General features: G+C 65.7%; 12 protein-coding genes. 2 read left to right on the top strand and 10 right to left on the bottom strand.

Annotated features, from left to right (window positions below; genetic code table 11):
• The first annotated feature begins 158 nt into the window (after positions 1 to 158).
• Positions 159 to 2,756: a Fe/S-dependent 2-methylisocitrate dehydratase AcnD gene (gene acnD / locus ACS13N_RS20840; protein ID WP_438933510.1), complete on the top strand. Its 2,598-nt coding sequence runs from the start codon at positions 159 to 161 to the stop codon at positions 2,754 to 2,756.
• Entirely contained in the window at positions 2,753 to 3,937 is a 1,185-nt protein-coding gene (gene prpF / locus ACS13N_RS20845) for a 2-methylaconitate cis-trans isomerase PrpF (protein ID WP_438933511.1), read from the top strand. Before acnD ends, prpF begins: the two co-directional genes overlap by 4 nt.
• Positions 3,938 to 4,070: 133 nt before the next feature.
• Here the strand turns inward: prpF and ACS13N_RS20850 are convergent, their stop codons facing one another.
• The 10 genes from ACS13N_RS20850 to ACS13N_RS20895 form a co-directional block, all read right to left on the bottom strand.
• Complete coding sequence (locus ACS13N_RS20850) at positions 4,071 to 4,484, bottom strand: hypothetical protein (protein WP_438933512.1); 414 nt, start codon at positions 4,482 to 4,484, stop codon at positions 4,071 to 4,073.
• Between the two features lie 42 nt (positions 4,485 to 4,526).
• Positions 4,527 to 5,309: a COG4705 family protein gene (locus ACS13N_RS20855; protein WP_438933513.1), complete on the bottom strand. Its 783-nt coding sequence runs from the start codon at positions 5,307 to 5,309 to the stop codon at positions 4,527 to 4,529.
• A 198-nt stretch (positions 5,310 to 5,507) separates the two neighbouring features.
• A complete protein-coding gene (locus ACS13N_RS20860; RefSeq protein WP_438933514.1) occupies positions 5,508 to 5,816 on the bottom strand; it encodes a putative quinol monooxygenase in 309 nt (102 codons plus the stop codon).
• A 95-nt stretch (positions 5,817 to 5,911) separates the two neighbouring features.
• Positions 5,912 to 6,460, bottom strand: a complete 549-nt coding sequence (locus tag ACS13N_RS20865; protein ID WP_438933515.1) for a DinB family protein — start codon at positions 6,458 to 6,460, stop codon at positions 5,912 to 5,914.
• Positions 6,461 to 6,638: 178 nt separating this feature from the next.
• Entirely contained in the window at positions 6,639 to 7,862 is a 1,224-nt protein-coding gene (locus tag ACS13N_RS20870) for a collagen-like triple helix repeat-containing protein (protein WP_438933516.1), read from the bottom strand.
• A 361-nt stretch (positions 7,863 to 8,223) separates the two neighbouring features.
• Positions 8,224 to 8,910, bottom strand: a complete 687-nt coding sequence (locus ACS13N_RS20875) for a GNAT family N-acetyltransferase (RefSeq protein ID WP_438933517.1) — start codon at positions 8,908 to 8,910, stop codon at positions 8,224 to 8,226.
• Positions 8,911 to 8,945: 35 nt separating this feature from the next.
• Complete coding sequence (locus tag ACS13N_RS20880; RefSeq protein WP_438933518.1) at positions 8,946 to 10,991, bottom strand: transglutaminase TgpA family protein; 2,046 nt, start codon at positions 10,989 to 10,991, stop codon at positions 8,946 to 8,948.
• Positions 10,988 to 12,094 carry a DUF58 domain-containing protein gene (locus ACS13N_RS20885; RefSeq protein ID WP_438933519.1) on the bottom strand — a complete coding sequence of 369 codons (1,107 nt, stop codon included), beginning with the start codon at positions 12,092 to 12,094 and terminating at the stop codon, positions 10,988 to 10,990. The genes ACS13N_RS20880 and ACS13N_RS20885 overlap by 4 nt, the downstream gene beginning before the upstream one ends.
• 12 nt (positions 12,095 to 12,106) lie before the next feature.
• Entirely contained in the window at positions 12,107 to 13,087 is a 981-nt protein-coding gene (locus ACS13N_RS20890; RefSeq protein WP_438933520.1) for an AAA family ATPase, read from the bottom strand.
• Positions 13,088 to 13,171: 84 nt separating this feature from the next.
• The gene (locus tag ACS13N_RS20895; RefSeq protein WP_438933521.1) at positions 13,172 to 13,825 is read right to left on the bottom strand and encodes a TetR/AcrR family transcriptional regulator; all 654 of its coding nucleotides are present in this window, start codon (positions 13,823 to 13,825) and stop codon (positions 13,172 to 13,174) included.
• Between the last annotated feature and the right edge of the window lie 126 nt (positions 13,826 to 13,951).

A 13,951-nucleotide genomic window follows, 5' to 3' on the forward strand; every position in this document is an offset into this window, starting at 1 on the left:
GTCTGAGCGAAGCGAGTTTTCCCCGTCTCCGCTCGGTTACGAAAATTCAAGGAGGCTTTCGCCATCTCGGGCGCGCCTTTCTTTGCTTACTTTCTTTGGCAAGACAAAGAAAGCGAGTCGCCCCCGGCAGGGGGAGAAACAAGGGATGCACCCACACCATGAACACAGCACACCGCAAACCCCTCCCCGGCACAACGCTGGATTATTTCGACGCCCGTGAAGCCGTGGAGACCATCGCCCCCGGCGCGTACGACAAGCTCCCCTACACCTCGCGCGTGCTGGCTGAAAACCTGGTTCGCCGCTGCGATCCGGCCACGCTCACCGATTCCCTCAAGCAACTGATCGAACGCAAGCGCGACCTGGACTTCCCGTGGTTCCCCGCCCGCGTGGTCTGCCACGACATCCTCGGCCAAACCGCACTGGTCGACCTCGCCGGCTTGCGCGATGCCATCGCCGACCAAGGCGGCGACCCCGCCAAAGTCAACCCGGTTGTCCCAGTACAGCTGATCGTCGACCACTCCCTCGCCGTGGAATGCGGCGGCTTCGACCCCGACGCCTTCGCCAAGAACCGTGCCATTGAAGACCGCCGCAACGAAGACCGCTTCCACTTCATCGACTGGACCAAGCTCGCGTTCAAGAACGTCGACGTGATCCCGGCGGGCAACGGCATCATGCACCAGATCAATCTGGAGAAGATGTCGCCGGTCATTCAAGCCCACGACGGCGTGGCCTACCCCGACACCTGCGTCGGCACGGATAGCCACACGCCGCACGTCGATGCGCTGGGCGTGATCGCCATCGGCGTGGGCGGCCTGGAAGCCGAGAACGTGATGCTCGGCCGCGCCTCGTGGATGCGCCTGCCGGACATCGTCGGCGTGGAACTGACGGGCCAACGCCAACCCGGCATCACCGCCACCGACATCGTGCTGGCCCTGACCGAATTTTTGCGCCGCCAGAAGGTGGTGGGCGCGTACCTGGAGTTCTACGGCGAAGGCGCATCCCGCCTGACGCTGGGCGACCGCGCCACCATCTCCAACATGGCCCCCGAGTACGGCGCCACCGCAGCGATGTTCTCCATCGACGAGAACACGCTCGACTACCTGCGCCTGACCGGCCGCAGCGACGAGCAGGTCAAGCTGGTCGAGACGTACGCCAAGACCGCAGGCCTGTGGTCCGACACGCTCAAGCACGCGGAATACGAGCGCGTGCTGCGCTTCGATCTGTCGAGCGTGGTGCGCAACATGGCCGGCCCGTCGAACCCGCACGCACGTGTGGCCACGGCAGACCTCGCCGCCAAGGGCATCGCCGCCAAGTGGGAAGAAACCCCGGGCCAGATGCCGGACGGCGCGGTCATCATCGCTGCCATTACAAGCTGCACGAACACCAGCAACCCGCGCAACGTGATTGCCGCCGCGCTGCTGGCGCGCAATGCCAACCGCCTGGGCCTGACGCGCAAGCCGTGGGTGAAGAGCTCGCTCGCCCCAGGGTCCAAGGCGGTGGAGTTGTATCTGGAAGACGCTGGACTGAAGGCAGAGCTGGAAAAGCTCGGCTTCGGCATCGTCGCGTTTGCCTGCACCACGTGCAACGGCATGAGCGGCGCGCTGGACCCGAAGATCCAGCAAGAGATCATCGACCGCGATCTGTACGCCACGGCCGTTCTGTCGGGTAACCGCAACTTTGACGGCCGCATCCACCCGTATGCCAAGCAGGCGTTCCTCGCATCCCCGCCGCTGGTGGTGGCCTATGCGATTGCCGGCACGGTGCGCTTCGACATCGAACGCGACAGCTTTGGCACGGATGCCAACGGCAAGCCGATTCTGCTGAAAGACCTGTGGCCGACCGACGAAGAGATCGACGCCATCGTGCGTGCCTCGGTCAAGCCGGAGCAGTTCCGCCAGGTGTACATCCCGATGTTCGAGCAGCGCAGCGAATCCGTTGCCAACGTGAGCCCGCTGTACGACTGGCGCGCGCAGAGCACCTACATCCGCCGCCCGCCGTATTGGGAAGGCGCGCTGGCGGGCGAGCGCACGCTCAAGGGTCTGCGCCCGCTGGCTGTGCTGGGCGACAACATCACGACTGATCACCTCTCGCCATCCAACGCCATCCTGGCCAGCAGCGCCGCGGGCGAATACCTCGCCAAGATGGGCCTGCCGGAAGAGGACTTCAACTCGTACGCCACGCATCGCGGCGACCACCTGACCGCACAGCGCGCGACGTTCGCCAACCCCACGCTCATCAACGAGATGGCCGTGGTGGATGGCGCGGTGAAGAAGGGATCGCTTGCGCGCATCGAGCCCGAAGGCAAGGTCACGCGCATGTGGGAAGCGATCGAGACCTACATGGACCGCAAGCAGCCGCTGATCGTGATTGCCGGTGCCGACTACGGCCAGGGCAGCTCGCGGGACTGGGCTGCCAAGGGCGTGCGCCTGGCCGGTGTGGAGGCCATCGTGGCCGAAGGCTTCGAGCGCATCCACCGCACCAACCTGATCGGCATGGGCGTGCTGCCGCTGGAGTTCAAGCCGGGCACCACGCGCCTGACGCTGGGCATCGACGGCACCGAAACCTATGACGTGATCGGCGCGCGCCAACCGCGTGCTGACCTCACGCTCGTCATCCATCGCAAGAACGGTGAGCGTGTGGAAGTGCCCGTCACGTGCCGCCTGGACAGCGACGAGGAAGTCTCGATCTACGAAGCAGGCGGCGTGCTGCAGCGCTTTGCGCAGGACTTCCTGGAATCGAACAAGGAAGCAGCATGAGCCATCCCGCACAGGTGAAGATTCCCGCCACGTACATCCGTGGCGGCACCAGCAAGGGCGTGTTCTTCCGCCTGCAAGACCTGCCGCTGGCCGCACAGGAACCCGGCGCGGCGCGCGATGCGCTGCTCATGCGCGTGATCGGCAGCCCCGACCCATACGGCAAGCAGATCGACGGCATGGGCGGCGCCACGTCGAGCACCAGCAAGACGGTGATCCTCAGCAAGAGCACGCGCCCCGACCATGACGTGGACTACCTGTTCGGCCAGGTCTCGATCGACAAGCCGTTTGTGGATTGGTCGGGCAACTGCGGCAACCTCTCCGCCGCTGTCGGCCCGTTCGCCATCAGCAATGGCCTGGTGGACGCGAGCCGCGTGCCGCAAAACGGCACCGCCGTCGTGCGCATCTGGCAGGCCAACATCGGCAAGACCATCATTGCGCACGTGCCCATCACCAACGGCGCGGTGCAGGAAACGGGCGACTTTGAGCTGGACGGCGTGACCTTCCCGGCGGCGGAAGTGCAGCTTGAATTTCTCGACCCGGCGGCTGAAGAAGACGGTGACGGCGGCGGCGCGATGTTCCCCACCGGCAACCTCGTCGACGACCTCGATGTGCCCGGCGTGGGCACGCTCAAGGCGACGATGATCAACGCCGGCATCCCGACGATCTTCGTGAATGCCGAAGCCATCGGCTACACCGGCACCGAGCTGCAGGACGCCATCAACGGCGACGCGAAGGCGCTGGCGATGTTCGAGACCATCCGCGCGCACGGTGCGGTGCGCATGGGGCTCATCAAGAGCATCGACGAAGCGGCTACGCGGCAGCACACGCCCAAGGTGGCCTTTGTGGCACCGCCGAAGGCGTACGTGTCCTCCAGCGGCAAGAATGTCAGCACGGGCGATGTGGACCTGCTCGTGCGCGCGCTCTCCATGGGCAAGCTGCACCACGCGATGATGGGGACGGCTGCCGTGGCCATCGGCACGGCAGCGGCGATTCCGGGCACGCTGGTCAACCTCGCGGCTGGCGGCGGCGGGCGCAATGCGGTGCGCTTCGGGCATCCGTCCGGCACGCTGCGCGTGGGCGCGGAGGCCAAGCTGGTCGACGGCGAATGGACCGTCACCAAAGCCATCATGAGCCGCAGCGCGCGCGTGCTGATGGAAGGCTGGGTGCGCGTGCCGGGCTAAACGCGGGCGGACACAACGTACATCGAAAAGGGCAGACGCTCGGTGCAATCCACCGAACGTCTGCCCTTTTCGTTTTGGGACCGCATGAAACGCGCTCTCGCCTCAGCACATCAGAACATGGAGCGCAGCGCGATCAACGCTTGCCGCTGACCTGGTCCATGGTCTGGATCAACTCCGCCAGCATCTGCTTGCAGGTGGCGGCATCGGGCTTGCTGGCCCTCAAGGCTTCGAGCGCGCGGTCGATGGCCTTGTCAACGCGGTGCCAGTCCGATGCAGCGCGAGGCTTGAGGCCGGCCTCGGCGCTATCCCATGAGACTTCCAGATCCTTGATGCGGGTCTTCGCGCCGGCCAGATCGCCCTTGTCGACGATGGATGCAGTGTCCACCGCAATCGCCCGGAACGGGCCAAGATCGCCCAACGCAGAGGGCGCAGCGGCATGCGCGGTGTTGATGGTGCCGAGATCGAGGGTCGCGATATGGCCCGCGGCGGCCATGAACAGCACAAGACCAGCGGCAACCAGCGACGGCGTCAGTTTGACGAGCTTCATGACATCTCCTTGGTGGGATGAAAAGGCTTCGGAATTCGGAAATCAGGCGGCCGTGGCGGCCTGAGGGACACGACCTGCGTTGCGTTGGGCAAACCCCACCAGCACAACGATAACGACGAGGAAGACGGCGCTGGTGATCATCGCGCCCAGACCCCATCCGCCGTAGCTTTGCGACTGCGACAGGAAATCCCCCAGCGCGGCACCCAGCGGGCGCGTCAGGATGTAGGCGATCCAGAACGCGCACACCTTGTTCGCACCCAGCGCATAAGCCGCTGCCGCCAGCGCGATGAGCGCGCCGAACGCCACGATGCCCCACTGGAAGCCCAGGCCGAGCGCCTCCGTGGCAAGGTCACCGGCCGCAGTGCCCAGCGCAAACGTGCACAGGATGGCGGCCCAATAGAACAGCTCGCGGCGGCGCGTGTCGATTGCTTGAATCGACAACGTGTGTTCCACGCGATACCAGATCGCAAACACCGCGAGCAGCATCACGCTAAAGACTGCGGTGCTCACATACAGGCTCACGCCCAGCTTGTCGGTCAGCAGGTCGGTGATCTGCGTGCCGACAATGCTCACCAGCACCACCGTCAGCCAGTACAGCCATGGCACGTAACGCTGCGCGCGTACCTGCGCGGCGAGTGCGATGGCAAGCAGCGCAGCCATCGCACCATCGGTGATGGCCGTGCCCAAACCAACGCTGACGGTCAGATAGTCCGCGCCCGTCTCACCCACCGTGGTGGAAAGAATCTTGATGACCCAGAACCCCAGCGCCACCTGGGGCACCTTGTTCAACAGGCCGCGCACCGCACATGCCGATTGTGTGTCCATTGCTTTCTCCGTCAATTGCGCCGTCAACTTCGCGAGCGCTACAAAGTGATGACGTAGACAGGCTAGGCACGCAGACTTAGATGCCACTGAGATGTGGCCGATGTGCTGCCGCGTGATATGGAAGCAACGTTGCGGGTGCGATGCACGCAACGCGCGAGGCCGGTGGCGAGGCGGCCCTGCGTGTGCGCGGTGGTGGCGTCAGCCTGCCAGCGTGTTCTTCATGCCCAGCACTTCAATCGGCGCAATCTCAGGCGCAGACGCCAGCAACTCGGCCGCATTGGCCATGAGCGCCTGGGCTATTGGGCCGTCGAGGTGCGCCTGGCGATCCTGCTCGGTGGCAAACGCATCAAAGATACCGAACACGTTGGGTGCAATGCGCAGCGCAAACCAGATCGGGGTAGTGGCTTCCTGATTGGCCATCTGCAGACCGGCAGCGAGAAAGTCGGCCACGGCCTGTTCCTTGCCCGGCTTGGCGATGAGCCGGGCGAACAACGCGTACTTGATCATCTTGGGTCTCCTGATGCCGCCCAGCGGAGTCTGCGCGGACACCTGTACTTTACAAACCCAAATGCACCGGCGCGAGCTGCGTGCGGCACAGGCGATTACGGTACGGTCAGTGTCTCTGCGCCTTGCAATCTGCGTGCGGGCTCCGTCCTGTGCAGATGTACTGCGTAGGTATCCCACGGCATCTGGAAATCCGGCCCAGCGCTGGCCGCCACCTGCCGCATCACCCGTCCCACCTCGCCACGGTGATAGCCGCCATGGGTGATGACGTGCATCAGCATCTCTTCGCGCATCATGTAGCCCAGGTCACCATCCGTGAACGTGAAGGGCACGGATTCGGACAGCGCGGCCGGCGTGACCGCGCGCACGTAATCGAGATACCACTGATCCACCGTCGCAAGCTCTGCGCGCAATGCCTCCAGGGTGGGCGTCTCGGGCGTGTTGTCGGCAGCAAAGCCATGTGGCTTGCCGGCCAGGTGCGCGGCAAAGATCTTGTTGACCACCAGGCAGTGGTTCATCAGGCGCAGCGCGGTATGCCGCGCTTCGGCGTGCTGCTCAGCGTGCAAGCCTTGCATCGCCTGCATCATCTCTTCGTTCGCCCATGTCTGATAGCGGAACATCCGGAACAGCAGATCGCCTGCGCTCATGCCAGTCACCCCTCGTTCAAACGAAAAATGCAATGGAAACCGGTGTGCATTATCCAAGGTCAAGCGTGCATTGATCCACCTTGTGTGGAACTCATTGGAGGCGGAGGCCAGCGCTGCGGCTACGCAATAAAAAAGCCGTCCAGCGAAAAGCATGGACGGCCAGCTGGCACAGCGTGGATCAATGATGCGGCGAGCCCCCCAGCACACCGCCCACCGTACCCACTGCACCACCCACAGCGCCCGTCACCGGGGCCAGCGGCGTGGCCGCGCCGGTTGAGGTGAGCGATGAACCCACCCCCGTCAGCAGCGCGCCAACCGGCGCCGTCACGCCGGCGGCTGGGTTGGTACCGCCACTTGCTGCGCCACCCAGTGCGCTCGTCACCGGGGCCAGCGGATTACTTCCCGTGCCGCCACCTGCGACGCCGCCCAGGGCCCCGGTCACGGCACCCAGCGGATTGCTGCCACCCGTGGCACCACCCAACGCATTGGTGATCGGCGCCAGCGGGCTGCCCGAGGGACTGCCACCCGGCGTGGAAACCGCACCACCCAGCGCTGCCACCGTGCTGCCCGTGGCCGTCACCACACCGCCCACGTTGGACACCACCGGTGCATTGGTGCCGGTCAGCGACGTACCGACGTTCGCCACCGTACCACCCACGGTCTGCAGCAGGTTCGTCGCGGGTGCGCCCAGGCCTGTGGCGTTGCCCAGCGTCTGCGTGGTGGTGGTGACTTGCGAGGTGAGCGGCACCACGGTCGAGCTGAGCTGTTGCGTGACCTGCTCCACCGGCCCCGTCGACAGGGCCGTACCCAGCGTGCCGCCGGCATTGGCCACCGCCTGCCCCACCTGCGAGACCGCACCGCCCACCGGCGTGGTCACCGGTGCGAGCGGCTGCAGCGGGCCCGTACCCAGACTGGTCACCAGACCGCCCGTGGCATTGACGGTATTGCCCACCTGGGTGACCACATTGCCCGTGCTGGACACCGTGGTCCCGACCGGATTCGGATTGGTGCCCATGCTGCCCAGGCCGGACTGCACGCCCGTGCCAAGCGCCGAGACTGTATTGCCGACGTTGTCGACCACCTTGCTCAACCCAGACGCACCGGGCGCATTGGAGCCGCCCACCGTCGCACCCAGGCCGCTGATGGCACCACCCGTGGCTGTAAGCACACCGCCGCCCTTGGTGGCGACGTCGCCCGTGGGCGTGGTCGAGGCGGTCGTGGTGGACCCGCCCGTGCCGCCCGAACTGCCAGAGCCACCCGAGCCGCCGCCACCGTTGTTGGCGGAGGTGCCGCCACCGCTGGTGCCGCTCATGTCGCCCGAGCCCGAACTGGCGCAGCCGCCCAGTATCAGCAGCCCTGCCAGGGTGGCCGAAAGCAGTGCGCCGCGATGCATTCTCGTCATGTCAGTCTCCCGTTTTAAAAATACGCTTGATAATGCGCCGATCCGCCCTGCCCCATTCATTTTTCAAATGATCAAAACCATTAACTGCTTATCGGCTTGAAATGGAGTCTATGAAGCAACCTCGGTCCGATTGCAAACATTGTCAAACGTGGATAATGCCTTACCGGAGGCCAAACACGCACCATCGACATTCCACAAAGTCAAGCAGGACAATGGCGCAAACGTTCTCGAACCACGGAAGAGAACCGTGATTATGTTTCGAAAGCTGACTCTAAATTACCCAATATGAGTAATGCGACGCAGCCACGCAATGCGGCGTCAAAATCACCGTGTTGCGCGGTGATTTGAGAAAAATGCCGGGCTATGCTTCCCGACGCATCACCTTGGTCAGATGAAACGATTGGCGGACCGCAAACCCCAACCGCTCATACAGCGCGATCGCCGTGCGGTTGTGCTCGAACACATGGAGGATCGGTGTCTTCCCGCGCCGCGCGATGTCGTGCTGCAGAACGCGGATGAGCCGGTTGGCCAGACCCTTGCCGCGGTGCGCATCGTCCACGCAGACGGCGCTGATCTCCACGTAGTCATCCAGTTGCATACGCTCGCCGGCCATGGCGATCAGGCGGCCGCCTTCGCGAATGCCGATGTACTGCCCGGTCTCCTGCGTACGGGTGCGGAATGGGCCAGGCTTGTTGCGCTCGGTCAGAGCAAACATGCCGGCCGCGTCGGCCTGCCCCAGGCGGACGATATCGGTGGTGTCGATGTGCCCGCCAGGGTCGCGCACCACGATCATCTGCTGAAGGATGCCTGCCCGCTCAACGTCGAATTCCGGCGGAACATCGATGGCCGAGCGCGCAAACAGTGACAGTTGCTCACCCGGCTCCAGCAACCCGTGCAGTGCCTGCCAGGCGGCGGGCATCGCGTCAGGGCTGGCAGCAATGGCCGCAAACGGCGCGACATCGGCACGGTAGCGGCAGGCAAGCGGGCCGCCCTGCCGGAAACGCAGGTGGCCACTTGCCAGCGATGACCAGATGGGGTTGTCGAGCACGTGCCTATGGGTTGCGTCATACCGGTGTTCTCTCGTCATGCGGACACGCGCAGCGCGGCCACGTCTTCCTTCCAACGTGCGAGGCGCTGGGCGCGCGCTGGCGCATCGCCGTCGTCACGGCCATAGCGCAGCGCGATGTAACCGGCGGCCACGCGACGCAAGGCGTCGGCCGCCTGCGGAAACTGTGCAGCGGCACGCTCGGCATAGGCCATGGGCCCTTCTGTCAGGCTGCGCGGACAGCCGTGCTTTGCCAGTTGGTCGCACACGCGCTGCCATTGCGCCTGTACCGGATCAGGCTTGGGCTTGCGCTGCTGCCACAGCAGCGGCAGCGCCGCCAGCAGAAAGATCGCCGACACGCCCCACAGCACCGCACGCGGGTCCGCCGCATCCAGCCCCAGCCAGGCAAAGAGCTGCGCCTGCCGGTTGCGGTCGTAGCCGAGCACCCAGCGGTTCCAGCCACTGATGAGGCCATCGAGCCCCCAGCGCGCACTGCGCAGCCACGCGGGCTCTTCCACGCGACGCGAACGGAATTCGCTGGCGGGCACGGCTGCTGCCAGGCCGCGTTCCACGCGTTGCGGCGCGACGGCAGCGGTCGGGTCCACACGCACCCAACCGCGCCCGGCCAGCCACACCTCGGCCCAGGCATGCGCATCGGACTGGCGCACGATGATGTCGCCGCTCACGGCATTCACCTCGCCGCCGAGGTAGCCCACCACCACACGCGCCGGCACACCCGCCGCGCGCATCAGGAAGACGAAGCTGCCCGCGTAGTGCTCGCAGAAGCCGCGGTGCGTACGGAAGAGGAAGTCGTCGATTTGCTGGCCCTGCAGCGGCTCGGGTTGGAGCGTGTACGCAAACGGCGCACTGCCGAACAGCTTGAGCGCAGCCGATACGCGGTCAGCCGGTGGCAATTCGGCCCATTGCGCAGCCAGCGCGCGCGCCTGCTTGTTGCCGGGTGGCAGTGCCAACGCCGTCTGCAGCGTGATTGAGTCAAGCGGTTGCGCGTCATCCACGCGATTGCCGCCCGACAGATCAGGCAGGCGTGAACGCGCGTGGTAGCGCATGCGTTGGTCGATCGGCTGGCGGCTGAGGAACTCCGCGTCAACGCTGCGGCCAATGTCGTCGCGCGCCTCGATCGAGAGGCCACGATCGAGCGCAAACAGCCAGCGCTGGTGCGTGGTTTCCAGCGTGATGTTGTAGTCGACCACGCCCGATTGGCCTGCAACTGCGCTCGCAGAAATGGGTACGCTCCCGGGCAGAGGACGTTGCCGCGTAGCGGCTGCCGTCCATGCCTCGCCATCAAAACGCCACAACACCATGCCGCGCCAGTAGAGCGTATCGAGCGGCGGCGGCATACCGGCAAAGTCGGCACGGAAGGCGAGATCGTCCGACAGGATCAACTGGCCGATCGAGCCAGGTGCCATGCGGTCCGTGATGCCGCTCGTGCCGGTTTCAGCAGAACGCGGCAGGCTCCACAGCGGATGATCGAGACGCGGAAACAGCAGGAACAACACGGCAGCACACGGCAGGCCCATCGCCACCAATCGCATCAACATGCGCACCGGCGACACACGCATGCGTGCCTGCGGATGCAACAGCAGCAGCCAGTTGCGCAGCAGCAGCGCTGCCGTCGCCAGCAAGGTGACGGCCAGCCAGGGCGGCTGGTCAAACAGCGTTTGCGAGAGCAGCAGGAAGCAGCACAGTTGCGTGGCCAGAATGCCGTTGCGCACGGTGTGCGACTCCATCAGCTTGAGCACGAGAAACGCACCCAGCAACGCTACCGACAGATCACGGCCAATGTTGCCGCCGGTACGCAGGGACAGCGCCAGCGTCACGAGCAACGTGACCACGCCTGTGAAGCCCAGCACCCACTTGCCTGGCAACGGCGCGCGACGCACCCACAGCAGTGTGCGCCAGAGCAGCAGCACGCCAAACACGGCACACGTCACCAACGGCAGCGCGCGCAGCAGCGGCACCAGCACGACGGCGAGTTGCACGATCAGCCAGCCGTGCTCGCGGTGCGTGAGGGCACGGGCGGCGCCGAACGCCGCGGCTTCGGTGCCGATGATGGCGGTGCTCATGCTGCCGCCTCCGCATCCTCGGGCATGGCCGGCTTGCCCCACAAGGCCAGCGCGCGCAGGCACGCATCACGATGTGCAGCCCCCCGCGAAGGTCCCAGCGAGACACCCGGCAAGATCAGCGTGTATTCGGGTTCGTCGCCGGCGGGCGCGTGTTCGGCGGCCAGCACCCAGGCGCACAGGCGCGACAGGCGTTGCTCCGCGTGCATGGAGGGCGGCAGCGCATCCCAGGCGAGCACACACTGCGCGTGGCGTACCTGCTGGCCGGTGCGGCTCATCCACGTGTCGAGCCGCGCGCTGTGCTTCCAAGCGATGCTGCGCAGTGCGTCGCCCGGGCGATAGGTGCGCAGCTGGTCGGCGGACTCTTCGACCTGGGTGCGGGCAGCACGCGGGTTGTCCTCCTCGCCCGGGTCGGGTGCGAAGCTGGCGGGCAACGGTGGTACGGCAGGCTCGGGTTCGGGATAGACCAGCAGCGTAAGCGGCGCATCGGCATAGCTCCACGCGCGAAACAGGCCGAGCGGGAAGCGCGTCGATACCGTCAGGCGCGGCAGCTTGAACCAGCCACGCGGTTGGGCGGCAAACGCCAGCGCGGCCACCGTGGCGTCTTGCGCATCGAGCGCGGCCTCGACCGGTGCTGCCTCACGCGCGCTCACATCCACACCCACGCGCGCCCACGATGTGACGTTGGCCAGCGCCACGCTCACGTTGAGCGCATGCCCGGCAAACACGGCCTCGCCCGCCGCACCGCGCACTTCCAGGTCGACCAGGTTGCGGTGTGTCTGCCACATGGCTGCCGCTGCCACGCCGGCCAGCACGAACGTCAGCAAAAAACCCAGGCTCACGTTGTAGTTGAGCGAGGTGATGAGCATGACCACGAGCAGCAGCGCAAAGCCCACGCCGGCCGCCGTGGGCAGGATGTAGACGTGGTTGCGATCCAGGCGGATGCGGCCTTCGCGCGGTTTGCGCGGCCGTTGCAGAAAGCGCTGCACGCGCGCCCGCGCGAAGCGGATGCCGGGCAGTGCTGCCAGGCCCGCACACAGGATGCGAAACGGCGTGCGAAACAACGCACGCAACGGTGCAAGCAACAGTGAAGTGAAACGCGCCATGGCGCCGTGTGCTTAGGGAATGGCGACCGTATCGAGCAGCCGCTGCGCCAGCGCGGTGGCCGACAACGTACCGCCCGTCGGCAGCAGCCGGTGCGCGGCCACCGCCTTGAACACCGCCTGCACATCTTCGGGCAGCACGGCATCGCGGCCATCGATGAGCGCCCAGGCACGGGCCGCCGCCAACAACGCCAGACCGGCACGCGGCGACAAGCCCATCTGCACCTGCGCATCGGTGCGCGTGGCATTCACCAGCGCGAGCACGTAGTCCACCAACGCGGGTGCCACGTGTACGGCATCGGCGGCAACTTGCAGCGCGACAACCTGCGCGGCGGTCAGCACAGGCTGGATGTCCTGCGGCGCGCCGCCGCCCAGATACAGCGCACGCTCCGAACTTTGATCGGGATACCCAAGCGACAGCCGCATCGTGAAACGATCCAACTGCGATTCGGGCAGCGGGTGCGTGCCGATCTGGTTGAGCGGGTTTTGCGTGGCAATCACGAAGAACGGCTCGGGCAGCGGATACGTGGCGCCGTCGTGCGTCACCTGCCCTTCGGCCATCGCTTCAAGCAGCGCGCTCTGCGCCTTGGGCGTGGCGCGGTTGATCTCGTCGGCCAGCACCACCTGCGCGAACAGCGGGCCGGGGTGGAATTCAAACGCGCCCTTCTCTTTCACGTAGATCGACACGCCGATCAGGTCGGTCGGCAGCAGATCGCTGGTGAACTGCACGCGTTGATATTGCAGCCCGAGCGTGCGGGCCAGCGCGTGCGCGAGCGTGGTCTTGCCCACACCGGGCAGGTCTTCCAGCAGCAGATGCCCGCGTGCCAGCAGGCACGCCAGCGCGAGGCGGATCTGCAGCGGCTTGCCGAGCACGATGCGGTCGAGCGCACGTTGCGCCTGCGACAGCGCCGCGGGCAAGGACAGCGGCTGCACGGGCGCGGTGTGTGTCGGCCGGACAGAAGAAACAGGAGAGAGCGGGACTTGGTTGGGCGTCATCGAATCGGGTGCAGCCGAAGCAACAATGCCAGCGAGTGTAGCGGCATCGTGCAGCACCCGCGCGCTCGTGACGCGACTACAACATCAGTCCGGTTTGCACACCGGGATATTGGCATCGAGCAGAACGCGCGCCGTGCGCGGCAGGCTCTTGATCAACCGCGGTGCGTCGGTGCCGAAGGTCTGGCTGGCGGTATAGGCCCCCTCGATCAGGAAGGCAAGATCGTCGGCCAGCGCATCGGGGTCGGTGGCGCCGGCGGCTTCGGCGCGATCGCGCAGGCGCGAAAGCAGCAGCGCCTTGTTGCGCTGGACGAACTGCCGCGCCGCATGCGACAGATCCGGAAACTCCGCCGCCACGTTCACGAACGGGCACCCTCGATAACCAGGACGCGAGGCACGCTCGGAGACATCGATAAAGAACTGCAGCAGTTGCGCGCGCGCGTCGTCCGGGTGCTTGGCCATGCTCGCGTTGAAATAGCCCCAGAAGTTCTCGTCGCTGCGCTCCAGGTACGCGAGGACGAGGTCGTCTTTCGACTTGAACTGGCGGTACAGGCTCATCTTGTTGACGCCCGCCTTCTCCACCACCGCTTCGATGCCCACGGCCCGCACGCCTTCGTAGTAAAACAATTGACGGGCGGCCTCGAGCAGGCTGGCGTGCGCGTCCTCACCGCTGATGCGGCGGGGCGTCGGCTTGGGTTGCTCAACGGAAGGAGAAACGGCGCGTGGACCGCGTGCTGCCATGTAACGACTCCTGCAGACGCGGTCGGAGGCAAACCCCCAGCCGCATCGGTGACATTCGATTGCTGCTTGACATGTTACCGAGCGGTACCTACCATCGCAAGCACGTTGTTACCGGTCGGTAACGAA

Source organism: Ralstonia sp. 24A2, assembly GCF_051783885.1.
In the GTDB taxonomy this organism is placed as follows: domain Bacteria; phylum Pseudomonadota; class Gammaproteobacteria; order Burkholderiales; family Burkholderiaceae; genus Ralstonia.

Excerpts from the sequence above, each read along its gene's own strand:
- acnD (WP_438933510.1), top strand. The coding sequence starts at position 159 with ATGAACACAGCACACCGCAAACCCCTCCCCGGCACAACGCTGGATTAT.
- prpF (WP_438933511.1), top strand. The coding sequence starts at position 2,753 with ATGAGCCATCCCGCACAGGTGAAGATTCCCGCCACGTACATCCGTGGC.
- ACS13N_RS20850 (WP_438933512.1), bottom strand. The coding sequence starts at position 4,484 with ATGAAGCTCGTCAAACTGACGCCGTCGCTGGTTGCCGCTGGTCTTGTG.
- ACS13N_RS20855 (WP_438933513.1), bottom strand. The coding sequence starts at position 5,309 with ATGGACACACAATCGGCATGTGCGGTGCGCGGCCTGTTGAACAAGGTG.
- ACS13N_RS20860 (WP_438933514.1), bottom strand. The coding sequence starts at position 5,816 with ATGATCAAGTACGCGTTGTTCGCCCGGCTCATCGCCAAGCCGGGCAAG.
- ACS13N_RS20865 (WP_438933515.1), bottom strand. The coding sequence starts at position 6,460 with ATGAGCGCAGGCGATCTGCTGTTCCGGATGTTCCGCTATCAGACATGG.
- ACS13N_RS20870 (WP_438933516.1), bottom strand. The coding sequence starts at position 7,862 with ATGACGAGAATGCATCGCGGCGCACTGCTTTCGGCCACCCTGGCAGGG.
- ACS13N_RS20880 (WP_438933518.1), bottom strand. The coding sequence starts at position 10,991 with ATGAGCACCGCCATCATCGGCACCGAAGCCGCGGCGTTCGGCGCCGCC.
- ACS13N_RS20885 (WP_438933519.1), bottom strand. The coding sequence starts at position 12,094 with ATGGCGCGTTTCACTTCACTGTTGCTTGCACCGTTGCGTGCGTTGTTT.
- ACS13N_RS20890 (WP_438933520.1), bottom strand. The coding sequence starts at position 13,087 with ATGACGCCCAACCAAGTCCCGCTCTCTCCTGTTTCTTCTGTCCGGCCG.
- ACS13N_RS20895 (WP_438933521.1), bottom strand. The coding sequence starts at position 13,825 with ATGGCAGCACGCGGTCCACGCGCCGTTTCTCCTTCCGTTGAGCAACCC.